General features: G+C 65.8%; 25 protein-coding genes. 10 read left to right on the top strand and 15 right to left on the bottom strand.

The window, feature by feature from the left end:
• Window positions 1-9: 9 nt before the first annotated feature.
• From rsmA to KVP70_RS12075, 4 genes are all read right to left on the bottom strand, one after another.
• On the bottom strand, window positions 10-780 hold the full coding sequence (gene rsmA / locus KVP70_RS12060; protein ID WP_217942449.1) for a 16S rRNA (adenine(1518)-N(6)/adenine(1519)-N(6))-dimethyltransferase RsmA: 771 nt from the start codon (window positions 778-780) through the stop codon (window positions 10-12).
• The gene (gene pdxA / locus KVP70_RS12065; protein WP_262311778.1) at window positions 777-1,880 is read right to left on the bottom strand and encodes a 4-hydroxythreonine-4-phosphate dehydrogenase PdxA; all 1,104 of its coding nucleotides are present in this window, start codon (window positions 1,878-1,880) and stop codon (window positions 777-779) included. The genes rsmA and pdxA overlap by 4 nt, the downstream gene beginning before the upstream one ends.
• A gap of 30 nt (window positions 1,881-1,910) precedes the next feature.
• A complete protein-coding gene (locus KVP70_RS12070; RefSeq protein ID WP_229224759.1) occupies window positions 1,911-3,353 on the bottom strand; it encodes a peptidylprolyl isomerase in 1,443 nt (480 codons plus the stop codon).
• 97 nt (window positions 3,354-3,450) lie between these two features.
• Window positions 3,451-5,712, bottom strand: coding sequence for an LPS-assembly protein LptD (locus tag KVP70_RS12075; protein WP_217942452.1), 2,262 nt, complete (start codon window positions 5,710-5,712; stop codon window positions 3,451-3,453).
• A gap of 107 nt (window positions 5,713-5,819) precedes the next feature.
• On the opposite strand from KVP70_RS12075, the gene KVP70_RS12080 reads away from it, so the two are divergent.
• The 5 genes from KVP70_RS12080 (at window position 5,820) to KVP70_RS12100 (ending at window position 10,897) form a co-directional block, all read left to right on the top strand.
• Window positions 5,820-6,887, top strand: coding sequence for an aminoglycoside phosphotransferase family protein (locus tag KVP70_RS12080; RefSeq protein ID WP_217942454.1), 1,068 nt, complete (start codon window positions 5,820-5,822; stop codon window positions 6,885-6,887).
• 10 nt (window positions 6,888-6,897) lie between these two features.
• The gene (gene murU, locus KVP70_RS12085) at window positions 6,898-7,632 is read left to right on the top strand and encodes an N-acetylmuramate alpha-1-phosphate uridylyltransferase MurU (protein WP_217942456.1); all 735 of its coding nucleotides are present in this window, start codon (window positions 6,898-6,900) and stop codon (window positions 7,630-7,632) included.
• Window positions 7,632-8,957 carry an aminopeptidase P N-terminal domain-containing protein gene (locus tag KVP70_RS12090; protein ID WP_217942458.1) on the top strand — a complete coding sequence of 442 codons (1,326 nt, stop codon included), beginning with the start codon at window positions 7,632-7,634 and terminating at the stop codon, window positions 8,955-8,957. The genes murU and KVP70_RS12090 overlap by 1 nt, the downstream gene beginning before the upstream one ends.
• Window positions 8,954-10,084 carry a UbiH/UbiF/VisC/COQ6 family ubiquinone biosynthesis hydroxylase gene (locus KVP70_RS12095; protein ID WP_217942460.1) on the top strand — a complete coding sequence of 377 codons (1,131 nt, stop codon included), beginning with the start codon at window positions 8,954-8,956 and terminating at the stop codon, window positions 10,082-10,084. The genes KVP70_RS12090 and KVP70_RS12095 overlap by 4 nt, the downstream gene beginning before the upstream one ends.
• A gap of 180 nt (window positions 10,085-10,264) precedes the next feature.
• Window positions 10,265-10,897, top strand: a complete 633-nt coding sequence (locus KVP70_RS12100; protein WP_229224760.1) for a hypothetical protein — start codon at window positions 10,265-10,267, stop codon at window positions 10,895-10,897.
• Here the strand turns inward: KVP70_RS12100 and KVP70_RS12105 are convergent.
• The 4 genes from KVP70_RS12105 to KVP70_RS12120 all read right to left on the bottom strand — a co-directional run bounded on the left by KVP70_RS12105 (window position 10,894) and on the right by KVP70_RS12120 (window position 14,697).
• Complete coding sequence (locus KVP70_RS12105) at window positions 10,894-11,658, bottom strand: SDR family oxidoreductase (RefSeq protein WP_217942462.1); 765 nt, start codon at window positions 11,656-11,658, stop codon at window positions 10,894-10,896. The genes KVP70_RS12100 and KVP70_RS12105 overlap by 4 nt on opposite strands.
• A 104-nt stretch (window positions 11,659-11,762) precedes the next feature.
• Window positions 11,763-13,241: an NAD(P)(+) transhydrogenase (Re/Si-specific) subunit beta gene (locus KVP70_RS12110; protein ID WP_217942464.1), complete on the bottom strand. Its 1,479-nt coding sequence runs from the start codon at window positions 13,239-13,241 to the stop codon at window positions 11,763-11,765.
• Window positions 13,238-13,570, bottom strand: coding sequence for an NAD(P) transhydrogenase subunit alpha part 2 (locus tag KVP70_RS12115; RefSeq protein ID WP_217942466.1), 333 nt, complete (start codon window positions 13,568-13,570; stop codon window positions 13,238-13,240). The genes KVP70_RS12110 and KVP70_RS12115 overlap by 4 nt, the downstream gene beginning before the upstream one ends.
• A gap of 14 nt (window positions 13,571-13,584) precedes the next feature.
• The gene (locus KVP70_RS12120) at window positions 13,585-14,697 is read right to left on the bottom strand and encodes a Re/Si-specific NAD(P)(+) transhydrogenase subunit alpha (RefSeq protein ID WP_217942468.1); all 1,113 of its coding nucleotides are present in this window, start codon (window positions 14,695-14,697) and stop codon (window positions 13,585-13,587) included.
• Between the two features lie 305 nt (window positions 14,698-15,002).
• Between KVP70_RS12120 and KVP70_RS34230 the strand changes: the two genes are divergently transcribed.
• On the top strand, window positions 15,003-15,500 hold the full coding sequence (locus tag KVP70_RS34230) for an NUDIX hydrolase (RefSeq protein WP_229224761.1): 498 nt from the start codon (window positions 15,003-15,005) through the stop codon (window positions 15,498-15,500).
• A gap of 14 nt (window positions 15,501-15,514) precedes the next feature.
• Window positions 15,515-16,627, top strand: coding sequence for a tRNA 2-thiouridine(34) synthase MnmA (gene mnmA / locus KVP70_RS12125; protein ID WP_229224762.1), 1,113 nt, complete (start codon window positions 15,515-15,517; stop codon window positions 16,625-16,627).
• On the opposite strand, the gene KVP70_RS12130 is transcribed toward mnmA, so the two are convergent.
• From KVP70_RS12130 to KVP70_RS12140, 3 genes are read right to left on the bottom strand one after another with little or no spacing between them, the layout of a single operon-like run.
• Window positions 16,624-17,076, bottom strand: a complete 453-nt coding sequence (locus KVP70_RS12130; RefSeq protein WP_217942470.1) for a response regulator — start codon at window positions 17,074-17,076, stop codon at window positions 16,624-16,626. The two genes, mnmA and KVP70_RS12130, sit on opposite strands and share 4 nt — an antisense overlap.
• Before the next feature lie 30 nt (window positions 17,077-17,106).
• Window positions 17,107-17,883, bottom strand: a complete 777-nt coding sequence (locus tag KVP70_RS12135) for a 5'-3' exonuclease (RefSeq protein ID WP_217942471.1) — start codon at window positions 17,881-17,883, stop codon at window positions 17,107-17,109.
• A gap of 48 nt (window positions 17,884-17,931) precedes the next feature.
• Window positions 17,932-18,603 (bottom strand): glutathione S-transferase, encoded by a 672-nt coding sequence (locus tag KVP70_RS12140; RefSeq protein WP_217942472.1) that lies wholly within the window; start codon window positions 18,601-18,603, stop codon window positions 17,932-17,934.
• 151 nt (window positions 18,604-18,754) lie between these two features.
• Between KVP70_RS12140 and KVP70_RS12145 the strand changes: the two genes are divergently transcribed.
• On the top strand, window positions 18,755-20,362 hold the full coding sequence (locus tag KVP70_RS12145) for an FMN-binding glutamate synthase family protein (protein ID WP_217942473.1): 1,608 nt from the start codon (window positions 18,755-18,757) through the stop codon (window positions 20,360-20,362).
• Window positions 20,363-20,380: 18 nt separating this feature from the next.
• On the opposite strand, the gene KVP70_RS12150 is transcribed toward KVP70_RS12145, so the two are convergent.
• From KVP70_RS12150 to KVP70_RS12160, 3 genes are read right to left on the bottom strand one after another with little or no spacing between them, the layout of a single operon-like run.
• Window positions 20,381-20,656, bottom strand: a complete 276-nt coding sequence (locus KVP70_RS12150) for a DUF6587 family protein (RefSeq protein WP_217942474.1) — start codon at window positions 20,654-20,656, stop codon at window positions 20,381-20,383.
• A gap of 2 nt (window positions 20,657-20,658) precedes the next feature.
• Window positions 20,659-22,560: a ferrous iron transporter B gene (gene feoB / locus KVP70_RS12155; RefSeq protein ID WP_217942475.1), complete on the bottom strand. Its 1,902-nt coding sequence runs from the start codon at window positions 22,558-22,560 to the stop codon at window positions 20,659-20,661.
• Window positions 22,561-22,563: 3 nt separating this feature from the next.
• Window positions 22,564-22,830, bottom strand: a complete 267-nt coding sequence (locus KVP70_RS12160; RefSeq protein ID WP_217942476.1) for a FeoA family protein — start codon at window positions 22,828-22,830, stop codon at window positions 22,564-22,566.
• Between the two features lie 247 nt (window positions 22,831-23,077).
• Here KVP70_RS12160 and KVP70_RS12165 point away from each other — a divergent pair, with 247 nt between their 5' ends.
• Together KVP70_RS12165 and KVP70_RS12170 are read left to right on the top strand one after the other, a co-directional pair.
• A complete protein-coding gene (locus KVP70_RS12165) occupies window positions 23,078-23,293 on the top strand; it encodes a (2Fe-2S)-binding protein (RefSeq protein ID WP_026333955.1) in 216 nt (71 codons plus the stop codon).
• Between the two features lie 23 nt (window positions 23,294-23,316).
• Complete coding sequence (locus KVP70_RS12170; RefSeq protein ID WP_217942477.1) at window positions 23,317-24,036, top strand: energy transducer TonB; 720 nt, start codon at window positions 23,317-23,319, stop codon at window positions 24,034-24,036.
• A 4-nt stretch (window positions 24,037-24,040) separates the two neighbouring features.
• Here KVP70_RS12170 and KVP70_RS12175 read toward each other — a convergent pair whose 3' ends face one another.
• Complete coding sequence (locus KVP70_RS12175) at window positions 24,041-24,565, bottom strand: pyridoxamine 5'-phosphate oxidase family protein (protein ID WP_217942478.1); 525 nt, start codon at window positions 24,563-24,565, stop codon at window positions 24,041-24,043.
• Between the last annotated feature and the right edge of the window lie 7 nt (window positions 24,566-24,572).

The following is a 24,572-nucleotide window of genomic DNA, read 5'->3' on the forward strand; positions in this document are numbered from 1 at the left end:
CCGCCTTGCTTACTTGAGCAGGTTGGCCAGCGCCACGTACTGCGCCAGGCCCACGGTTTCCGGACGCAGGGTCGGGTCGATGCCCGCTTCGACGATCTGCGCTTCGGTGAACATGCCGGCCAGGCAGTTGCGGATCACCTTGCGGCGCTGCGAGAACGCCTTCAACACCACCGCCTCCAAGGTCGGGCCGTCGCACGCCAGCGGCTGCGCCACCGGTATCATGCGCACGATGGCCGACTCCACCTTCGGCGGCGGATCGAAGGCCTCCGGCGGCACCACGAACAGCAGCGTCATGTCGTAGCGCCACTGCAGCATCACCGACAGCCGGCCGTAGGTCTTGCTGCCCGGCGCGGCCACCATGCGCTCCACCACTTCCTTTTGCAGCATGAAATGCTGGTCCTGCACCTGCGGCGCGAACGTCGCCAGGTGGAACAGCAGCGGGCTGGAAATGTTGTACGGCAGGTTGCCGACGATGCGCAACTTCTGCCCGGCCGGCACCGGAATGCTGCCATAGTCGAACTTGAGCGCGTCGCCGGCGTGGATGGTCAGCTTGGCCGGGTTGTAGGTCTTTTCCAGCCGCGCCACCAGGTCGCGGTCGAGCTCGACCACGTGCATCTGCTTCAGGGTGCGCATCAGCTGCTCGGTCATCGCGCCCAGCCCGGGCCCGATCTCGACCATCGCGTCGTCCGGCGCCGGGGCGATCGCCTCGGTGATGCTGGACAGGACGTATTTATCATGTAAAAAATTTTGGCCGAAGCGTTTGCGGGCGACGTGTTTCATGGTTGTTCTTGTTTGAGAGGTGAGGAGGAGGCGGCCTGGCTGTTGACCATGGCCAGCGCGGTGTCGAGCGCGGCGTCCATGCTGCCGCAGTCGGCCAGGCCCAGGCCGCGCGCCGCCAGGTCGAGCGCGGTGCCGTGGTCGACCGAGGTGCGGATCAGCGGCAGGCCCAGCGTGATGTTGACGCCCTGGCCGAAGGTGGCGTATTTGAGCACCGGCAAGCCCTGGTCGTGGTACATGGCCAGCACGCAGTCGGCGTGCTGCAGGTATTTGGGCTGGAACAGCGTGTCGGCCGGATACGGGCCGGTAGCGGCGATGCCGCGCGCCTGCGCCGCCGCGATGGCCGGCGCGACGACGTCGATCTCTTCGCGCCCCAGGTAGCCGCCCTCGCCCGCGTGCGGGTTCAGGCCGCACACCAGGATGCGCGGGGCGGCGATGCCGAACTTGGCTTTCAAGTCATGGTCGAGGATGTCGAGCACGCGCGCCAGGCCGTCCCGCGTCAGCGCGGCGGCCACGTCCTTCAACGGCAAATGGGTGGTGGCCAGCGCGACCCGCAGCGGCGGCGGCAGCGGCCGCCCGGCCGGCGCCGGCGGCTGGCCGGCGAGCATCATCACCACCTGCGCGGCGCCGCTCTGGTCGGCGAAGTATTCGGTGTGGCCGGAGAACGGCACGCCGGCGTCATTGATGGTGCTCTTTTGCAGCGGCGCGGTGACCACCGCCTGGAACCAGCCGGCCCGCACGCCTTCGATGGCGGCGTCCAGCGTGGCCAGCACGCTGCGGCCGTTTTCCTTGTCCAGCTTGCCCGGCACGACGTGCGCGGCCAGCGGCACGTCGATCACGCTGATGCGGCCCGGACCGAACTGCGGCAGGCCGCCGTTGCGCACCGCCTGCAGCGACAGCGCCGACAAATGAATCTCGGGATCGATCTGGCCGGCCGTCATGGCCAGGAAGGCGGCGTCGCCCAGCAGCACGCAATTGACGTCGTGGCGGCGCGCCCAGGCGGCGCGGATGGAAATCTCCGGGCCGATGCCGGCCGGCTCGCCGACGGTGACGGCGATCGCGGGGCGCAGCGCGCTGCGCCCGGTTTGCAAAGTGGCGCTCACGCGTGCTCCCCTGGTTGCTTGCGGTTGAACTTACTTGGCGGCGGCGCCGTCTTCGGTGCGGTACTCGACGTAGGCGCGGTCGCGCACTTCGCGCTGCCAGCTCTCCGCCGCTTCCTCGACCTTGCGCTCGCGGATGGCTTGGCGCGCGGTGTTGCGCTCGCGCTCCTTCGAGACGTCGTCGCTCTTGCGCTCCAACACTTCGATCAGGTGGATGCCGAAGCTGGTCTCCACCGGCTGGCTCACTTCGCCGATCTTCAGGTTGTTCATCGCCGTCTCGAACTCGGGCACGATGTCGCCCGGGTACAGCCAGCCCAGGTCGCCGCCCTTGGCGGCCGAGCCGTCGTTCGACACCAGCCGCGCCAGGTCCTCGAACTTGGCGGCGTGGTTGTCCAGGCGTTCCTTCAGTTCGGCCAGCTTGCGCTTGGCGTCGGCCGCGCTCATGGTCGGCGTCACCTTGATCAGGATGTGGCGCACGTGCGACTGCTGCACCGCGGCCACGGCTTGCGCCTCGGCCAGGCTGCGGCGGTCGACCGCCTTGAGGATGTGGAACGCGCCCACGCTCTTGATGATGGGCGTGACCTGGCCCGGTTTGAGCTTGGTCAGCGCCTCGGCGAACACCGGCGGCAGGCGCTCGGGCTGGCGCCAGCCGACCACGCCGCCCTGCAGGGCGTCGCTGGCGTCGGAATAGGTGGCGGCCATCTTGGCGAAGTCGGCGCCGGTGCGCAACTGGCGCATCACTTCCTCGGCGCGCGCGCGGCGCTGGGCGATCACCTCGGCGGTGGCGTTGTCGGGGATGCGCACCATGATCTGCGAGATGTTGATCTCGAACTGCTCGGCGGCGGCGGCCTTCTCGGCGGCCAGGAAGCTGTCGACCTCGGCGTCCGAGATCTGGATCTTGGCGTCCACCTCGTGCTCGCGCAGGCGCTGCATGATGATTTCCTCGCGGATATCCTCGCGGAAGGCGGCGTACGGCGTGCCATCCTTTTCCATCTGGTTGCGCAAGTCCTGCACGCTCAGCTTCTGCGCCTCGGCGATGCGGCCGATGGCGCGGTCGAGCTGCTGGTCGTCGACCCGCACGCCCATTTCCTTGGCCATCTGCAGCTGGGCGCGTTCGACGATCATGCGCTCGAGCAGCTGGCGGCGCAGGTCGGCCGGGTCCGGCATCTGCGCGTTCTGCGCCTTCATGCGGGCGGTCACGCTCTTGATGCGGTTGGCCAGCTCGTGCTGGGTGATGACGTCGTCGTTGACCACCACCACGATCGAGTCGATCGCCACATTGCCCGACTCGCCCGGCGGCAGGAAGCCCTTGCCGTCGGCCTTGGCGCTGGCGGCGGCGGCCGGCGTGGTGTTGAGCGCCGGCGCGGCGGCCGGGGCGGCGCTGGCCACCGGGGCGACGGCCGGGGCCGGCTTCTTCGAGAACAGGCTGCAACCGCCCAGGGCGGCCGTGCACAACAGGACTGCGAGGATTTTCATTTCGAACTTCATCTTAAGAACGCTCATGAGTCAGGTGTAAAAGGATCAAAAAGCGCCCGCCGCCTGGAAACAGCGGCGGACGCCGGGGTGGCTGGCCTTAGCGGCCGTAGCCTTCGTTCAAACGCTGATAACCGGGAATGCTGTTCTTCATCGCCTCGAGCGGGTTGCCCACGCCCAGGTGCGACAGGCCGTTCAACTCCAGCTGGAAGAAGATCGGCGTCGACGCCTTGGTCGAGGTGGTCACGAAGCGCTGCGCGCCCATGCGGAACACCCAGCAGTCGCCGTTGTATTCCAGCCCGACCAGGCTCTCGAGGATCTTCTTGTCCTGCATCGAGTAGCTGACCCGGCCCACGCCGTACCAGCGCTGGAAGATCGGCCACTGGCTCGACAGCTCGACGTTCTTGAAGTTGCCGCGCAGGTAGCGGTAGCCGGCGTTGAGCACCTTCTTCTGGCCCGGCGTCCACTGCACCGTGTAGCTGCCCGACACCACCCGGCTCTCGCTGGGGCTGTACTGCACGGCGCTGTCGAAGCCCCAGGTGTCGGAAATGCGGCCGGTGGCGGCGAGCAGCATGTCCGAGCGCGAATCGACCACCGGGGTGGTCGAGGCCAGCTGCACGCGCTGGTCGCGGAAGTAGAAGCGCTGGCCGAACGCCAGGCGCAGCGTCTCGGCGCCGGCCGAGTCGAGGAAGCGCGACACCAGCGCCGCCGTCAGCTGGTTGGCGTCGCCGATGCGGTCCGAGCCGACGAAGCGGTTTTCGCTGAAGATCTGGCTGAAGTTGAAGGTCGCGGCGTCGGTGTCGAAGGTCGGGAACTTGCTCTGGTCGCGGTACGGCGTGTTGACGTAGAACAGCCGCGGCTCCAGCGTCTGCGTCATGTCGCGCGCGCCGAGCTTGATGTCGCGCTCGAACACCAGGCCGGAGTCGAGCGAGAACGTCGGCACCACGCGCGACAGGTTTTCCGAGCCCTGCGTGCCGAAGGAGTCGAGCTGGTAGCTGGCCAGGTTGAGCATGACCTTGGGCGTGACGAAGTAGCTGGGGCCGACGATCGGGTAGCTGACCTGCGGGATCGCCACCAGGCGGGTGCCGTTGATCAGGGTCGGGTGGTAGAAGCGGGTCAGCTCGCTGTCGACGGCCCAGTCGAAGCCGCCGGCCACGTCGTACTGGGCGGCGTGCAGGTTGATCGCCGGCAGCCGATCGTAGGGGCGCGACACGAACAGCGACGGATCGACCGTCGATTCCGGGTCTTGCAGCACCTGGTATTTCTGCACCCGCGCGGTCAGGGCCCAGAACTCGCCATGGTAGTCGGTGCGCAGCTCGCGCAGCAGCTGGCGCTCGGTCGAGCTCGACACGGTCTTGGAGAAATCATTCGGATAATTGTTGTCCGAGGCGGCGCGCAAGCTCCAGCCGTAGGACCAGTCCTTCGACAGGTCCTGGGCGTGGCTCGAGCGGATGCTCCAGCGGTCGGTCGAGCCGCCCGGCGTGGCCGGCAGGTACTGCTTGTCGTGCGGCAGGTACTCGACATAGGTCTCGCCCTGGTACAGGCCGCCGCTGGTTTCGCCCAGGTAGCGGCCGTTGGCGCCCAGCTGGAAGCCGCGGCGCGGGATGATCTTCGGGTACACCGTCAAGTCGCGGTTGGGCGCGATGTTGAAATAATACGGCACGGTCAGCTCGGCGGCGCCCTTGGAGCCGAAGCCCGGCATCGGCGACAGCCAGCCCGAGCGGCGCGCGCCCGACAGCGAGAACGACATCGCCGGCGTGCCCAGGATCGGCACGTCCTTGAAGTAGACGATGGTCTTGCCGGCGGTGCCGACGTCGCGGCCCGAGTCCAGGTTCAGGGTGTTCGAACGCAGATACCAGTCCGGGTTCGGCCCCTGGCAGGTGCTGTAGGTGCCGTTGACCACCACCGCCTCGTCTTCATTGATGAAGTTGATGCGCTCGGCCTTGCCCTGGGCGTGGTTGGCCTCCAGCTGGTAGGTGGGGTTGAGCATATAGCCCTTGCCGCTGTCCATGTTCAGCTTGAGCTCGTCGCCGGTGAAATAGTCGCCGAAGCGCCAGATCTTGACATGGCCCTGGGCCTCGACCTCGTCCTCGACCTGGCGGTAGCAGGCGGTATCGGCCTTGACGCGGGTCTTGTCCTTGACCAGCTCGGCGTCCCGCTCAAGCGTGATTTCCCGCTCCGGGCGGCCGCTGATGTCCTCGGCCTGGATGGTGGTCACCGCGTTCTTGTCCTCCACGCGGGGCGCGCGCGCCTTCGGCGGCACGCTCTGGGCGTAGCTGGGCACCGCCGTGGCGGTGACGAGGGCAGTCAGGGCGTAAGCCCAGCGTTGCGAGGAGGTGGGGGGGGCCGGTAGCCAGCGCATGCGACTCATGAAAAGAAGGGAGGAAACACCATAGCAGGCGATTTTTTGATTTGAATCCCTTATTATATGGGAATCTTCACCCAACACCGGTTTCCAGGGCTCGCTTAATGTCTTTATTACAGAATTTAACTTCCGATACATCTTCCGGCGCCGTGCCCGACCTGCGCCTGCAGCAGCTGACCGCCTGGCTGGCCACCTTGAACGTGGTCGACGTCGCCAGCGCGCGTCCGGCCTCGGCCGACGCCAGCTTCCGCCGCTATTTCCGCGTCGATGTCTTGCCCGATCAACAAGGAGCGCTGGGCGCCACCCTGGTGGTGATGGACGCGCCGCCCGAGCGCGAGAATGTGCTGGCCTTCGTCAAGCTTGACGAAATGCTCACGCACGCGGGCGTCACGGTGCCGCGCATCGTCGCCACCGACTACGAGCGCGGCTTCCTGTTGATGTCCGACCTGGGCGTGACCACCTACCTGCAGGTGCTGGACCACGACAACGCCTCGACCATGTACGCCGAGGCGCTCGAGGCGCTGGTCAAGTTCCAGCTCACCAGCGAGCCCGGCGTGCTGCCCGAGTACGACCGCGCCTTCATGCTGCGCGAAATGATGCTGTTCCCCGAGTGGTACATCGGCCAGCACCTGAAGGCCACCCTGAGCGACCAGCAGGCGGCCGAGCTGCAGGCGGTGTTCGACGCCATCCTGGCCAACGTCACCGCCCAGCAGCGGGTGTATGTGCACCGCGACTTCCACTCGCGCAACCTGATGTGGATGGACGCCGGCAATCCGGGCGTGCTGGACTTCCAGGACGCGCTGTACGGCCCGATGACCTACGACCTGGCCTCGCTGCTGCGCGACGCCTACGTGCAGTGGGACGAGGAACTGGTGCTGGACTGGGCGATCCGCTACTGGCAGCACGCCAAGTCGCTCGGCCTGCCGGTCAGCCAGGACATCGACGCCTTCTACCAGGACTTCGAATACGCCGGCCTGCAGCGCCACCTGAAGATCCTCGGCCTGTTCTGCCGCCTGAACTACCGCGACGGCAAGGCCCAGTACCTGCACGACCTGCCGACCGTGATGGACTACGTGCGCAAGACCGCCAACCGCTACAAGGAGCTGCGGCCGCTGGTGCGTCTGCTCGACCAGCTGGAAGACAAGCAGCCGCAAGTCGGCTACACCTTCTGAGGCGGCGCGCATGAAAGCCATGATCTTCGCCGCCGGACGCGGCGAGCGGATGCGCCCGCTGACCGACACCACGCCCAAGCCGCTGCTCAAGGTGCGCGGCCGGCCGCTGATCGTCTGGCACATCCTCAACCTGGTGCGGGCCGGCATCACCGAGATCGTCATCAACACCGCCCACCTGGGCGCGCAGATCGAGGCGGCGCTGGGCGACGGCAGCCAGTTCGGCGCCCGGCTGCTGTACTCGCACGAGGCCACCGCGCTGGAGACCGCCGGCGGCATCGCCACCGCGCGCCACCTGCTGGGCGAGGAGCCCTTCGTGGCGGTGTCGGGCGACATCTACATGCCCTACTTCGACTTCGCCCAGGTCAAGGACGTGTTGCATGACAAGGACATGTGGGGCCATCCCTACCCGGCCGACCAGCGCGACATCTGCTGGCTCTACCTGGTGCCCAATCCGGACTTCCATCCGGAGGGCGACTTCGGCCTGACGATGTACACGCTGATCAACGAAGGCTCGCCGAAATGGACCTTCGGCAACGTCGGCGTCTACCGCCCTGAAATGTTCGACGGCATCGCGCCCGGCGAATACGCCAAGCTGGGACCGCTGATCCGCGCCTACGCCGACAAAAAACAGGTCGGCGCCGAAGTCTACGAAGGCGAGTGGCACAACCTGGGCACGGTGCAGCAGCTCGAGCAGCTCAACGCGCCGCTGTCCACGCGCGTGCCGGCCGCCAAGGGCGTGCAGTGATGCACAGCTACGCCGCCCGCCGCGCGCGCCTGCTGGCGCACATGCCTCCCGGCGCAGTGGCGGTGCTGCCGACCGCGCCCGAAGTCACGCGCAACAGCGACAGCGAATACCTGTACCGCCACGACAGCTACTTCTACTACCTGACCGGCTTCGCCGAGCCCGAGAGCGTGCTGGTGCTGGTGGCCGCGCGCGGCAGCGAGCCGGCGTGCTCCATCCTGTTCTGCCGGCAGAAGAACCTCGAACGCGAAATCTGGGATGGCTTCCGCCACGGCCCGGAAGGCGCGCGCGCGGCCTTCGGCTTCGACGCCGCCCACGCCATCGAAGACCTCGACGGCGAAATCAGCAAGCTGCTGGCCGACGCGCCGGCGCTGTACTACGCGCTCGGCAGCGCCGTCGATGCGCAGGTCAAGCTGTGGCTGGCCAACGTGCGGCGCATGGCGCGCACCGGCGTCACCCCGCCGGCCAGCGCGGTCGACCTGCTGCCGCTGCTCGACGAAATGCGCCTGTTCAAGGATGCCGACGAACAGGCCACCATGCTGCGCGCCGCCACCATCTCGTCGCAGGCGCACGCGCGGGCGATGCGCGCGTCGCGGCCCGGCATGTACGAATACGAAATCGAAGCGGAGCTGCTGTACGAGTTCCGCCGCAACGGCGCGCAGGCGCCGGCCTACAACTCCATCGTCGCGGCGGGCGCCAACGCCTGCGTGCTGCACTACAGCGCCAACAACGCCCAGAGCCGCGACGGCGACCTGATACTGATCGACGCCGGCTGCGAGCTCGATGGCTACGCCTCCGACATCACCCGCACCTATCCGGTCAACGGCCGTTTCAGCGCGCCGCAAAAGCGCCTGTATGAACTGGTGCTGGCGGCGCAATCGGCGGCATTGCAAGCGATCATCCCCGGCCTGCCGTATGCCGGCGTGCACGAGGCGGCGGTGCAGGTGCTGGCGCAGGGCATGCTGGACCTGGGTCTGCTGAACCAGGATGCGCACGGCGGCATCGCCGACATCGTCGCCAACAAGAGCTATCTGCAGTTCTACATGCACGGCACCGGCCACTGGCTGGGCATGGACGTGCACGACGTCGGCCAGTACCGCGACACGGCGGCCGAAGGCAAGCCATCGCGCCCGCTGCGGGCGGACATGGTGCTGACGGTGGAGCCGGGCATCTACGTGCGCCCGGCCGAAGGCGTGCCGGAGGAATACTGGAACATCGGCATCCGCATCGAGGACGATGTGCTGGTCACGCCAAACGGCCACACTATGCTGAGCGCCGCCGCGCCGAAGACGGTCGCGGAGATCGAACAACTGATGCAACAGCAATGACAGATACAACTTTTGATGTCGCCATCTGCGGCGCGGGACCGGCCGGCATGGCGCTCGCCGCGCTGCTGGCCAAACGCGGCACGCCGGCGCAGCGCATCGCGCTGATCGACACCAAGACGCTGGAGCAAGCTAGCAAGGACCCGCGCTCGATCGCGCTGTCGTGGGGCAGCCGGCAGATACTGGAAGAAATCGGCGCATGGCCGGTGGCCGCCACCGCGATCCACCAGATCCACGTGTCGCGCCGCGGCCAGTTCGGCCGCAGCCTGATCGACCGCGACGAGCACCAACTTCCGGCGCTCGGCTACGTCCTGCGCTACGGCGATCTGGTGACGGCGCTGGGCGCGGTCTGCGCGCGCGCCGGCATCGCCACGCTGCGCCCGGCCCGCGTTGAAGCCATCGACGAAGGCGCCGACGCCGTCGCGCTGACGATCGCCGGCGCGGCCTCCGCCACGGCCGCCATCGTGGTGCAGGCCGAAGGCGGCTTGTTCAGCGACCAGGAAAGCAAGGCCCGGCACCGCGACTACCAGCAAACCGCGATCATCGCGCAGGTACGCAGCAGCCGCCCGATCGCGCACCGCGCCTACGAACGCTTTACCGAACAAGGCCCGCTGGCACTGCTGCCGCAAGGCGAGGACTATTCGCTGGTCTGGTGCGTGCGCCCCGATACTGCGGCGCGCCTGCAAGCCCTGGACGACGCGGCCTTCCTGGCCGAACTGGGCGCCGCGTTTGGAGAGCGGGTCGGCAGCTTCACGCACGCCTCGCCGCGGCTGGCCTTCCCATTGGGCTTGAACGCCGATCCGCGCAGCAGCGCGCGCACGGTCGCCATCGGCAACGCCGCGCAGACGCTGCACCCGGTGGCGGGACAAGGCCTGAACCTCGGCCTGCGCGACGTCGCCGTACTGGCGCGCCTGCTGGCGCAAGGCGCGAATCCGGCGATGCTGGCGCAATTCACCGAACTGCGCCGCCGGGACCGCGACACCACCGTGCGCCTGACCGACACCATGGCCCGCATCTTCGCCAACGACTCGCCGGCGCAGGCGCTGCTGGGCCTGTCGCTGGCCGCCATCGACATGGTCGCCCCCGCGCGCGGCGTGCTGGCCGAGCTGATGATGTACGGCCGCCGCTGACTTGAGCGAAGTTGACCTGAGAATACACACAGGGGGTGCCCTTTCCATCTCCTTGTGGTAAACCGTCGCTTTCGGCTTCGCTTTTCTTCGCTTTTCTTCACCACTCATCGTTTTTTGAACTTCTCGCGAAGTTTGCGATCTAACGTGAGTAAAAGCGAAGAAAAGAGAGGAGGAAGGCGAATGTTTACCACAATGAGCGTGCAGCTCCCACCCCATACCCTGCTCCGGCTGGTCGAGCAACTACGCCGGGAGGGCGGCGTACAAGACCTTTCGGAGGCGATCAACAAGGCGCTCGAATTCTGGCTTGACGCGAAGACCTCGCTACCGCCCGGTGGCGACCCGGCCAACATGCGCGGCTATCAATGGAAATCGCTGTTTCTGCCGGAAGGCACGGTCCTGCGCTCATGGAGCTACGGTGAGCACAACTACGCTTGCGTTGAAGGAGACAAGATCATGCACAAAGGGCAGTCCGTCTCCCCCAACGAGTTTGCCCGCTCGTTCGCACGCACCGCGCGCAACGCGTGGTTTGACTTGTCGGTGCGCCGTCCTGGCGACAAGCATTACAAGATGGCGAACCTGCTGCGCAAAGAACTGGCGAAGCAGGAAAAAGAGAGTGCGCAGAAGCCGCCGCCGACCGCCGCCGCTCCGCTGCCGATGCCGGTGACCGAACTGACGCCGGCGCCGGTCTCCGCACCAGCACCAGCGGTGGCGTCACCGCCCTCGGCTCCGGCCCGAAACACCGACCGCGAACCGGGCTGGGATCTTCCAGAGCGGCGCAAATTCCGCTACCGCCTGGAAGACGTAGCCTATTAAGTGCGCGTGATCGAAGCGCCGCCATCGACCAGCGAAGCGGTGCCGGTGACGAAGGACGAGTCGTCCGAAGCCAGGTACAGCACCGAGCGCGCCAGCTCCTCCGGCTGCGCCACGCGTTTCAGCGCATGCAGGTTGGTGACGAAGGCAGCCGATTCCGGCGTGTTGTTCATATCGCGATACATCGCCGTATCGACCGCGCCCGGCAGCACCGAATTCACCCGCACGCCTTGCGGGCCGTACTCCGAAGCCAGCGCCTGCGTCAGGCCGATCAGCCCCGCCTTGCTGGCCGCATAAGCCGCCACGCCCGGGAAGGCAAAGCTGTAGCCGACGAAGGTTGAAGTGAAGATCACCGAACCGCCGCCATGCTTGATCATTTCAGGAATTTGATGCTTGGCGCCGAGGAAGGCGCTGGTCAGGTTGGCGGCGATGGTCTCGCTCCAGCCCTGCTCCGAGACGCCGGTGGTGGCGCCCATTTCGCCCAGCGTGCCGGCGTTGTTGTAAGCGATGTCCAGACGGCCAAACGCTTCAACTGCGGCGGTCACCAGTTGCGCATTGAACGCTTCGGAAGTGACATCGCCGGCCAGCGCGATGGCCTGGCCGCCGCCGGCGACGATCTCCGCCACCAGCGACTCCAGCTCGGCCTGACGGCGCGCGGCAACGACAACGCGCGCGCCTTCAGCGGCAAACAGCTTGGCGGTGGCGCGGCCGATGCCCGACGATGCGCCAGTGACGATGGCGACTTTGTTTTGTAAGCGGTTCATGGTGAGACTCCTTGAGGTGGGTTGATGTAGCCATCGTATGCTTCATCAACCCCACCATCAATCGGCCAAATACCAACGGACCATTCACAAATTATGAACCAACCTTACTCCACAGCCTTGACCATATCCTCGATGACCTTCTTCGCATCGCCGAACACCATCATCGTATTGGCCTGGTAGAACAGTTCATTGTCCAGGCCCGCATAGCCGGAAGCCATCGAACGCTTGTTGACGATGATGCTCTTGGCCTTGTACGCCTCCAGGATCGGCATGCCGGCGATCGGCGATTTCGGATCCTTGGCGGCCGGGTTGACCACGTCGTTGGCGCCCAGGATCAGCACCACGTCGGTCTGGCCGAATTCGCCGTTGATGTCTTCCATCTCGAACACCTGGTCGTATGGCACCTCGGCCTCCGCCAGCAGCACGTTCATGTGGCCCGGCATGCGGCCCGCCACCGGGTGGATCGCGTACTTCACGGTCACGCCCTTGTGGGTCAGCTTCTCGACCAGTTCCTTCAGCGAGTGCTGCGCGCGCGCCACGGCCAGGCCGTAGCCCGGCACGATGATCACGCTTTCCGCATTGGCCATGATGAAGGCCGCATCGTCGGCCGAACCGGATTTGACCGGACGCTGCTCCTTCGAACCAGCCGCACCCGCCTCCACCGGCGCGCCGCCGAAGCCGCCCAGGATCACGTTGAAGAACGAACGGTTCATCGCCTTGCACATGATGTAGGACAGGATCGCGCCGCTTGATCCGACCAGCGAACCGGCGATGATCAGCATCGAGTTATTCAGCGAGAAGCCGATGCCCGCCGCCGCCCAACCCGAGTACGAGTTCAGCATCGACACCACCACCGGCATGTCGGCGCCGCCGATCGGGATGATGATCAACACGCCCAGCACGAACGCGATCGCGGTCATGACCAGGAACGGCAGCCAGGCCGGCTCGGTGCCGCCGGCGAAGCAGAACGCCAGACCCAGGCCCACCATGACGATGGCCAGGATCAGGTTCAGCATGTGCTGGCCGGCGAAGCTGACCGGCGCGCCCTGGAACAAGCGGAACTTGTATTTGCCCGACAGCTTGCCGAACGCGATCACCGAACCGGAGAACGTGATCGCGCCCACAAAGGTACCGATGAACAGCTCGATGCGGTTACCGAACGGCAGCGCCTCGCCGACGGCGGCGATGCCGAAGGCGTGCGGCTCCGACACCGCGGCCACCGCGATACACACGGCGGCCAAACCGATCAGCGAGTGCATCGCCGCCACCAGTTCCGGCATCTTGGTCATCTCGACCTTCTTGGCCAGCACCGCGCCGATGCCGCCGCCGACGATCACGCCCAGCGCCACCAGGCCCAGGCCCATGCCGCCCGAGGCGCCCGCCACCGCTGCCGCCGTGGCTTCCGCCTTCAGCTTCAGGATCAGCGCGATGGTGGTCACGGCGGCAATCGCCATGCCCGACATGCCGAACGCATTACCGGTACGCGCCGTCGATGGCGACGACAAGCCCTTCAACGCCTGGATAAAGCACACCGACGCGATCAGGTACATCATCGTCACCAGGTTCATGGAGATGAAATTCATGCGTGCTCCTCCTTGATGGCCGCCGCGACAGGCTTCGCCTTGGGCTCTTTTTTCTTGAACATCTCCAGCATGCGCTGCGTGACCAAAAAGCCGCCGAACACATTGACGGCGGCCAGCGCCACCGCGACGGTGCCGGCGACCTGGCCGATCAGGCCCTCGGTCAGCGAGGCCGCCAGCATGGCGCCGACGATGATGATCGCCGAGACGGCGTTGGTGACCGCCATCAGCGGCGTATGCAGCGCCGGCGTCACGGTCCAGACCACGTGGTAGCCGACATAGATCGCTAGCACGAAGATGATCAGATTGATGATGGTGTGGCTCACTTCCATGATTGATTCCCCTATTATTTTCTAAGCAGCTCGCCGCCGGTGCACAGCAGCGTGGCCTTGATGATTTCATCTTCGCGGTCGATCACCAACTTGTCTTCCTTGTCGATGATCAGCTTGAGGAAGTCCAGCACGTTGCGCGCGTACAGCGCCGACGCATCGGCCGCCACCAGCGTCGCCAGGTCCGGCTCGCCGACGATGTGCACGCCGTGCTTGACCACGGTTTTATTGAGCTCCGACAGCGGGCAGTTGCCGCCCTGCGACACCGCCAGGTCGACGATCACCGAACCCGGTTTCATCGCCTTCACGGTTTCCTCGGAAATCAGCACCGGCGCCGCGCGGCCCGGAATCAGCGCGGTGGTGATGATGATGTCGGCCAGCTTGGCGCGTTCATGCACCAGCTCCGCCTGACGGCGCATCCAGTCGGCCGGCATCGAGCGCGCATAGCCGCCCACACCCTTGGCGATTTCCTTCTCCTCGTCGGTCAGGAACGGCACGTCGATGAACTTCGCGCCCAGCGACTCGACCTGCTCCTTGACCGGCGGCCGCACGTCGGACGCCTCGATCACCGCGCCCAGGCGCTTGGCCGTGGCGATCGCCTGCAGACCGGCCACGCCCACGCCCATGATCAGCACCCGCGCCGCCTTGACGGTGCCGGCCGCGGTCATCAGCATCGGCATGAAGCGCTGGTAGGTGTTGGCCGCCACCATCACCGCCTTGTAGCCGGCGATGTTGGCCTGCGACGACAGCACGTCCATCGACTGCGCGCGCGTGATGCGCGGCACCGCCTCCAGCGCGAAGGCCTGCAAGCCGGCCGCCGCCATCGCCGCGTTGTTGTCGGCGTCGAAGGGATTCAACATGCCGATCACCACCGTGCCGGCGGCGAGCAACCCACGCTCCTCCGCATTCGGGGCACGCACTTTCAAAACCACGTCCGCAGCAAAGGCTTCCGCCGCGCTGACTATCTGCGCACCTGCGGCCGCGTAGGCCTCGTCGGTGACCGATGCCGATAGCCCGGCGCCGGCTTGCACGATCACTTGATGCTTGGCTGCGAGTTTCTTGACTGTCTCGGGCGTTGCCGCTACCCGGGTTTCGCCCGGCCGCGTCTCGGCCGGTATGCCTACTCTCATGGTGCCTCCAAAGGATTGATAAACTGACTAGAATCTAACACGGATTGCCGGGACAGCATCGCCCCTCGATGGCCCCAGCATACTTAATAACTAATGATCAATAAATAGCGGTTTTATCACATCATTTATTACTATTTATCATGAATTGCCGCTAAAACACTGAATTTGGCGCAAAACGCCCAGTCAAACACGGATTAACACAACAAACCTTGCGATTTTTCAATACGAACCCATCTTTCGGCGACGGCGGGTTCAAACCAAATGCCCGGAACAGGCTAAAATGTCGGCTCTTTCAAGGATGACTCATGCCGCGTATCTGGAAACCCTCTGTTACTGTTGCCGCCATCGTCGAAAAAGATGGCAAATTCTTGCTGATCGAAGAAGAGACCAGCGATGGCATCCGCATCAACCAGCCGGCCGGTCACCTCGACCCGCACGAATCGCTGGAGCAGGCCGTGATCCGCGAAACGCTGGAGGAAACCGCGCACGACTTCACGCCGACCGCGCTGGTGGGCATGTACATGTCGCGCTACACCTCCAACCGCACCGGCGAGGAAGTGACGTATCTGCGCTTCACCTTCTGCGGCGTGCCGGGCGCCAGGCATGACCGTCCGCTGGACGAAGGCATTTTGCGCACCATGTGGCTGACGCGCGACGAACTGGCCGCCTGCGCCGACCGTCACCGCAGCCCCACCGTGCTGCAATGCGTGGACGAATACCTGGCCGGGCGCCGCGCCCCGCTGGAACTGATACAAACCCACACCTCGGTGTACAAGGAAGCGGTGAGCACCGCGAATGGATAAGGCAGGAAAGTAAGATGAGCAAGAAAAAAGTCGTGATCGGGATGTCCGGCGGGGTCGATTCCTCGGTCGCGGCGTGGATGCTCAAGGAACAAGGCTACGACGTGGTCGGCCTGTTCATGAAGAACTGGGAAGACGACGACGATTCCGAGTACTGCTCCACGCGCCAGGACTGGATCGACGCCGCCAGCGTGGCCGACGTCATCGGCGTCGACATCGAGGCGGTCAACTTCGCCAGCGAATACAAGGACCGCGTGTTCGCCGACTTCCTGCGCGAATACCAGGCCGGCCGCACCCCCAACCCGGACGTGCTGTGCAACGCCGAGATCAAGTTCAAGGCCTTCCTCGATCACGCCATGCACCTGGGCGCCGACCTGATCGCCACCGGCCACTACGCGCGTGTGCGCCAGAACGGCGAGCGCCACGAGCTGCTCAAGGCGGTCGACCACACCAAGGACCAGAGCTACTTCCTGCACCGCCTGAACCAGGCGCAGTTGTCCAAGACCCTGTTCCCGCTGGGCGAGATCCCGAAAACCGAAGTGCGCAAGATCGCCGAGAAGCTGGCCCTGCCCAACGCCGCCAAAAAGGATTCGACCGGCATCTGCTTCATCGGCGAGCGGCCGTTCCGCGAATTCCTCAACCGCTACCTGTCATATAAACCGGGCCCGATGAAGACGCCGGATGGCAAGGTGGTGGGCGAGCACGTGGGCCTGAGCTTCTACACGCTGGGCCAGCGCAAGGGCATCGGCGTCGGCGGCATGAAGGCCTACAAGAACCCGGACGGCAGCAGCGACGCCTGGTACGTGGCGCGCAAGGACGTGACCGAGAACACGCTGTACATCGTCCAGGGCCACGACCATCCATGGCTGCTGTCGGCCACCCTGCGCGCCGACCAGGCCAGCTGGGTCGCCGGCGAGGCGCCGACGGCGGGCGCGCTGTCGGCCAAGACCCGCTACCGCCAGGCCGACGTCGCGTGCGAGCTCGCCCCGGAAGGCGCTTCCGATTTCGCGTTGAAGTTCATGGATGCCCAGTGGGCGGTCACGCCGGGCCAGTCGGCCGTGCTGTACGACGGCGACGTCTGCCTCGGCGGCGGCATCATCGCCAGCTCGACCTTCGCCGCCGGAGACTAGCCGGCGGCGGCCTCGCCGCCCTCGCTGTCGGACGGCGGCGCGTCCGCCCCGCCGGCATCCCTGGCCAGCGCCGCGCGCTGGCGCTTGACCATGGCGATCACGGTATTGCGTATCGTATTGAGCACGGTATCGGCCTTGAACGGCTTGACGATAAAACCGTTCACGCCCATCGCGTGCGCGGCCTGGATGGTGGCGGCGTCGAATTCGCTCGAGACCATGAAGATCAGCGCCTTCGGCCAGCCGGTCTTGATCTCGCGCACAACGTCCTCGCCGTTCTCGATCTGCTCGCGGGCGATGCAGACGATGTGGGGATTGTGCTTGATCAGCAGCGCCAGGCCGCTGGCGCAGGTGTGGGTCTGGCCCACCACGTCATAGCCGCCATCGAGCAGGACCGTGTTGAGCAGGCCGCGCGCGACGGCGCTGGTGTCGATAATGACCGCTTTTAACATCTTGCAAACCTTGTCTTAGTGGGCGTGCGCTCAGGTCTTATCCCAGGCCAGCATATTCCAGGTCACGCCGACCCGCACGTCCGTTTTTAATTGCACCAATTGTCTCGAAAGATACAGCATTTCGCGTTCTTTTCGTAGAGTTTCGCCCAGCGTATCCTTCAGAATGCCGGCCCCGGCCATGATCCCGTCCAGAGTGCCGTAAGTACGCAACAGTTTGGCCGCCTTCTTGACGCCGACCTTGGACACGCCGGGGATGGAATCGGTGGCGTCGCCCATCAGCGCCAGCAGGTCCGGCAGCTGCGCCGGCGGCACGCCCCATTTCCGCTCGACCCAGGCGTGGTCGTGCCATTCGCCCTTGAAGTGGTCCCACACGCGGGCGCCCTGCGCGATCAGGCCGTGCAAATCCTTGTCGGTGCTGGCCACGGTGGCCTCGCCGCGGCCGTCGGCCAGCCAGCGCAGCACCACGGTGCCGATCACGTCGTCCGCCTCCACCTCCGGCAGCGACACCACATGCAGGCCGACGCCGCGCAGCTTGTCGTAAAAGCCCGGCAGCGCCTCGCGCAGCGCCGACGGCATCGGCGCGCGCGCCTCGCGGTAGCCGGCATACAGGTCGTGGCGCCAGGTGTTGCCGCCGAAGTCGAAGGCCGGCAGCACGTGGGTCGGCTCGTGCTCGTGCAGCAGCTTGCGGAACGAGGACAGCGCGTGGCGCAGCGCGATCTCGGCCTTCTCGGGACCATCGGGTTCGGGGCTGGCTTCGTAGACGCGGCGCACAATATTGAGGCCGTCGATGGCGAGGAGTCTAGCCATGTTCAACATCTTCCGGGCTTGTTCAATCCATCATTTTACCCGACCAGCTTATTTCAACAACTCGTATGGGCCGCCGCGCTCCAGCGCGCGCTGGAAGGCCGGGCGGCTGTGGATGCGTTTGAGGAAGGCCATCAGGTTCGGACGGCGCTCGTCCAGCCCGCCGCGCGCGGCGGCCGCCTCCAGCGGAAAACTCATCTGGATATCGGCCGCGCTGAACTCGGCGCCGGCGAACCACGGCGTCTGGTTCAGCTCCGCCTCCAGATAGTCCAGGTGCTTCTCGATCTGCGGCTGGATGTAGCTGGCCTTGACCTTCTGCGCGATGCCGCGCGCGATCGGCTTGACGAAGAACGGCGCCGGACTGGTCTCGACCCGGTCGAAGATCAGCTTCATCAGCAGCGGCGTCATCGCCGAGCCTTCCGCATAGTGCAGGAAATAGGTCCAGCGGCGGCGCTCCGCCGTGCCGGCCGGCGGCACCAGCCGGCCGTTGCCGTAAGTGTCGACCAGGTACTCGACGATCGCGCCCGACTCCGCCACCACGATGTCGCCGTCGGATATCACCGGCGACTTGCCCAGCGGGTGGATCGCCAGCAGCTCCGGCGGCGCCAGCATGGTCTTCTGGTCGCGCTGGTAGCGCACGATCTGGTACTCCAGCCCCAGCTCCTCGAGCAGCCAGAGCACGCGCTGCGAGCGCGAATTGTTCAGATGGTGGACGACGATCATGGTGGACTTCCCCAAAAAAAAACGGCCGTGCGCCGCGATCCCGCTAGCTTAGCATTGTTGCCCGACTTGCGCCCCGGCCCCGCCAGAGACTGATGGATTCCCACAAGAAACAGCAGTACACTGCCCCCATCAGCCGCCCACCGGAGCACCCATGAACCTGTTTTCCCCGCGTTACCTCGTCTTCAACGCCGCCATCGTCACCCTGGCCGCGTCGCTGGCGCTGGCCGCGCCGTGGTGGATCCCGCTGGCCGCCGCCGCGCTGGTCGTGGTCGGCGTCACCGACCTGCTGCAAACCAAGCGCGCGCTGCGCCGCAACTACCCGATCCTGGCGCACTTCCGCTTCTTCTTCGAATCGATCCGGCCCGAGATCCGCCAGTACTTCCTGGAGGACGACACCGTGGCCGAGCCGTTCTCGCGCAACCAGCGCAGCATCGTCTACCAGCGCGCCAAGATGGACACCGACAAGCGCCCCTTCGGCACCCAGCTCGACGTCTACGCCCCCGGCTACGAATGGATCAACCACTCGATCAGCCCCGCGCCCGAGCAGCACCACGACTTCCGCATCGAGATCGGCAAGCACCCGGACTGCCCGCGCGCGCAACCGTATTCGGCCAGCGTGTTCAACATCTCGGCGATGAGCTTTGGCGCGCTGTCGGCCAACGCCATCCTGGCATTGAACGGCGGCGCCAAGGCCGGCGGTTTCATGCACGACACCGGCGAAGGCAGCATCAGCCCCTACCACCGCCAGCACGGCGGCGACCTGGTGTGGGAAATCGGCTCCGGCTACTTCGGCTGCCGCAACGCCGACGGCACGTTTTCCGAGGAGAACTTCATCGCCAACGCCACCACGCCGCAAGTGAAGATGATCGAGCTGAAGATGTCGCAGGGCGCCAAGCCGGGCCACGGCGGCGTGCTGCCCGGCGCCAAGGTCACCATCGAAATCGCCACCACCCGCGGCGTGCCCATGGGCCAGGACTGCATCTCGCCATCGAAACACTCGGCCTTCAACACGCCGCTGGAGATGCTGGCCTTCATCGACCGCCTGCGCACGCTGTCCGGCGGCAAGCCGACCGGCTTCAAGCTGGCCATCGGCCACCCGTGGGAATTCTTCGGCATCGTCAAGGCCATGCTGGCCACCGGCATCACGCCCGACTTCATCGTGGTCGACGGCGGCGAGGGCGGCACCGGCGCCGCGCCGGTCGAGTTCACCGACCACGTCGGCACGCCGCTGCAGGAGGCGCTGCTGCTGGTGCACAACACGCTGGTGGGCGCCAACCTGCGCGACAAGATCAAGATCGGCGCCTCGGGCAAGATCATCACCGCCTTCGACATCGCCCGCATCCTGGCGCTGGGCGCGGACTGGTGCAACTCGGCGCGCGGCTTCATGTTCGCGCTGGGCTGCATCCAGTCGCAGAGCTGCCACACCGACCGCTGCCCGACCGGCGTCGCCACCCAGGACCGGACCCGCCAGCGCGCGCTGGTGGTGCCGGACAAGACCCGGCGCGTCGCCAACTTCCACGAGAACACCCTGAAGGCGCTGGCCCAGCTGATCGCCGCCGCCGGCCTGACGCACCCGTCGCAACTGAAGGCGCACCACCTGGTGCGGCGCATCTCGACCAACCAGGTCAAGCTGGTGTCGGCGCTGCTGCCCTACCTGGAGCCGGGCGAGCTGCTCGACCCCAGCCAGCTGTCACGCCTGCCGCCGGTGTTCGGCCTGTACTGGCCGATGGCGCAGGCGGAGTCGTTCAATCCGCTTTGATGGAAAAGCGTTGCCGGATCAGCGCTGCACGCGCAGCATGATGACGCGCTTGAGCGGCGCGGAGGTGGGCGCGTCGGACGACGCCGACGGCGTGGTGTCGCAGGAACCGCAGCTGGAGCAGCCATCGCCGCAGCTCGATTTCGTGTTAAACAGTTTAGCCAGTTTATTCTGGTCGTAGCCGCGCCGCGACAGCACGTAGACGATCTGCCTGCGCAAGGCCGCCGGCAGGTACTTGGTGCAGAAATGCGCCAACGCCGCCACCACGATCAACGCCACGATCACTTGCTGCCACATGCTCAGCCTCCGATGAAGAACAGGGAAATACGGTAAGTCAGGAACGACGCCGTGTACGCCAGCGCGAACATATAGCCGGCCATCATCAGCGGATAGCGGATGCTGTTGGTCTCGCGCCGCACCACGCTCAGGGTCGACATGCACTGCGGCGCGAACACGTACCACGCCAGCAGCGACAAGGCGGTCGGCAGAGTCCACGAACTGGCGATGATGGGCGTCAGCGACTGCGCCAGTTCCTCGCCGCTCTGCGACAGCGCATACACCGTGCCCAGCGCCCCCACCGCCACCTCGCGCGCGGCCAGGCCGGGCACCAGCGCGATGCAGATCTGCCAGTTGAAACCGATCGGCGCGAACACATATTCCAGCCCGCGCCCCAGGATGCCGGCCATGCTGTAGTAGATGGCCGGATGCGCCGCCCCTTCAGGCGCGCCGGGGAAGGAGCTCAGGAACCACAGCAGCACCATCAAGGTCAGGATGATGGTACCCACGCGCGACAGGAAGATCTTGCAGCGTTCCCACAGGCCCAGCGCCAGGTTCTGCAGATGCGGCCAGTGATAGGCCGGCAGCTCCAGCATCAGCGGATGCTTGTGGTTAGAGCCCATCGCGCGCTTCATGACATAGGCCACCGCCATCGCCGAGGCGATGCCGGCGAAGTACAGCACAAACAGCACCAGCCCCTGAAGACTCATGAAGCCATACAGCTCGCGATCCGGAATGAAGGCCGCGATGATCAGCGCATACACCGGCAAGCGCGCCGAACACGTCATCAGCGGCGCGATCATGATCGTCACCAGCCGGTCGCGCGGGTTCTGGATGGTGCGCGCCGCCATCACGCCCGGAATCGCGCAGGCAAAACTGGACAGCAGCGGAATGAAGGCGCGTCCCGACAAGCCGACGCCGCCCATCAGCCGGTCCAGCAGGAAGGCCGCGCGCGGCAGGTAGCCGCAGTCCTCCAGGATCAGGATGAAGAAGAACAAAATCAGAATCTGCGGCAGGAACACCAGCACGCTGCCGGCCCCACCCAGGATGCCCTCGACCAGCAGGCTACGCAGCAGGCCATCGGCCATCGCGCCCTTCAGCATGGTCCCGACGCCGTCGACGCCGGCCTTGATCATATCCATCGGCACATTGGCCCAGCTGAACACCGCCTGGAACACCAGGAACATCAGCACCGCCAGGATCACCGGGCCGAGCACCGGATGCAGCACCACGTTGTCGATCTTCTCGGTCAGGTTGCCGGTGTCGTGGGCGTCGCTGCTGACCAGCGCCAGGATGCGGCGCACTTCGCGCTGCGTCTCTTCCACGCCGACCGCGTCGATCGCCGACAGCGGCTGCGGCTTGACCGCGCGCAGCGGCAGCATCGCGTCCAGCGCGCGCAGCAGCGACTTCTCGCCGCCGGCCTGCACCGCCACGGTCTCCACCACCGGCATGCCCAGCTCCTGCGCCAGGCGGTCGGCGTCGATCTCGATGCCGCGTTTCTTGGCCACGTCCACCATGTTCAGCGCCAGGATCATCGGCAGGCCGAGTCGCTTGATCTCCAGCACCAGCCGCAGGTTCAGGCGCAGGTTGGTGGCGTTGACCACGCACACCACCACGTCCGGCGACTGCTCGCCCGCGCGCAGGCCGGCCACCACGTCGCGCGTGATCGCCTCGTCCGGCGTATGGGCCGACAAACTATAGGCGCCCGGCAGGTCCAGCACGCGGAAGCCGTTGCCGGCAGGGGACTGGAACGCGCCTTCCTTGCGCTCGATGGTCACGCCGGCGTAGTTCGCCACCTTCTGGCGCGCGCCGGTCAGGCGGTTGAACAGCGCGGTCTTGCCGCAATTCGGATTGCCCAGCAACGCCACCATCGGTGTCGTCGTCAGGACCGGCGCCACCGGCGCCGCGATATCTGCTGCACCCATGGTTTATTCCGGTTGGATCGAGATCAGCGCCGCTTCGAAGCGGCGCAACGCGAACGTCGAGTTGCCGACCTTGATCGCCAGCGGCTCGCCACCCGGCATGCCGCGCTTGAGCATACGGATTTTTTCGCCCGGCACAAAGCCCAGCTCCATCAGCCGGCGCGCCAGCGTGGCGCCGTCGTCGGCGGGATCGCCGGGGGCGATGTGCACCACGGTGGCGCTGGCGCCGACCGTCAGGGCATCGAGGGTGATCAAGGGAGCTGCTTGCGTCATAGCGAAGTCCGTTCAAATCGCCGCCCGGCCAGTGCCGCTGCGGCTTGCCGGCGAACTGCAAGATCGCGTTCTTGCCGGAAATAAGATACTAGCATTATAAACGGTAATGCGAATTACTTCTATTTGCGCTTGCATCTGGCCCAAAGTTGAGGCAGTATACGATTAATGATAATGATTCGCATTAAGTGAGCAACAGGCAATCATGTCAGTTCATTCTTTTTGTAAAGCCTAGCCAGAAGGTGTATCGATGATTGTATGTGTCTGCAACAACATATCTGATCGTGAAATCCGTCAAGCCGTGGAATTGGGATTGACGTCGATGGAAGAACTGCGCCGCGACCTGGGCGTGTCGACTTGCTGCGGCCAGTGCTTTTCCTGCGCCGAGGAAATCCTGAGCGAGCACTTGGCCGCCACCGCCGAGATCCAGGAAACCGTACTGAAGCGCCCTGTCTTCAGCAACTAAGCTCAGCTACAAAGACCACTCCGATGAACACCATGACCTATGGCCGCACGGCGAACACGCCGGCGGCGGACCAGCGCGGCCTGGCCGCGCAGCTGAAAACGCAATGGCAGACCCGCGGCCGCAAGTTCGCGCCGCTGGCCGCCATCGTCATGCTGCACGTCTTCGGGTTTTATATGTTCCAGTCGGGAATGTTGAGCCACGTCCCGCACGCCATCTTGCCGCAGGTGGTCAACGTCACCTTCATCGCCGCGCCGGAGCCGCTCAAGCCGGCAGCGCCGCCGCCCAAGACCGTGCCGGTGGTGCGCCAGGCGCCGGCCTTCATCCCGCCGGTGCCGCTGGTGAACGTGGTGCAGACCGAGCCGACCATTACTGTTGCGCCGCCGCAACCACGCACCAGCGAGCCGGTCGCCGTCGCCGCGCCGCCCGCGCCACCGGCGCCGGCCCATGTGGCCACGCCGGCCGCGCCGAAAACCGTGTCCGGCGTCGAATACATCCGCGCGCCGCAGGCGGTCTATCCCAACATCTCGCGCCGCATGGGCGAGAGCGGCATCGTCATCCTGCGCGTGCTGATCAGCGAAAAAGGCCAGGCCGAGCAAGTGGTGATCCACAAATCGTCAGGCTCCAGCAACCTCGACGAAGCCGGCCGCCAGGCCGTGCTGCGCGCCCTGTACAAGCCCAACATGGAAGACGGCAAGCCCGTCCCCGTGTACGCGCTGGTGCCGATCAACTTCCAGCTGGGCTGATCCTTCAAACGTCCAGCCTGCCCTCGACCGTGTCGACCAGGGCCTTGCCGATCACGGCGCCGATCAGCATCCTGACGCTGGCCACCGCCCTGCCGTGTTTGGTATCCCAATAGTAGCCATAGGTCGGCGCGAACTTGATCAGCGTCACGCGCGGATCGTCCTCGCCGCCGGCGAACCAGGTCTTCATCGTAAAACTCCACAACTCCTTCAGCTTGACCGGGTCGCGCAGCACCGTGGCGATGCCTTCAAGGTGCATGAACTCCGCCCGGCCCGAGGCCTGGAAGTACAGCGTGGCCGAGGGCTCGGCCGCCAGTTCCAGGTTCTTCAGGCTGTCGCTGGCGCTGACGAACCACAGATTGCCCTGTGCATCGACCTGCAAGGCGGTCATCGGCCGCGCGTCGCCGGGGCCGCCGGCCACGTCGCTGGTGCAGAAGAAGCAGCCCGGCGTGCCATCGACAAAGTCATGGATTTTCTTGACGGCGTCCTCGCCGATCAAGTCCTGGTGATGGTTTTCATTGTTCGTGTCCATGGCGGTG

Source organism: Duganella violaceipulchra, from assembly GCF_019166075.1.
Lineage (GTDB): Bacteria > Pseudomonadota > Gammaproteobacteria > Burkholderiales > Burkholderiaceae_D > Rugamonas > Rugamonas violaceipulchra.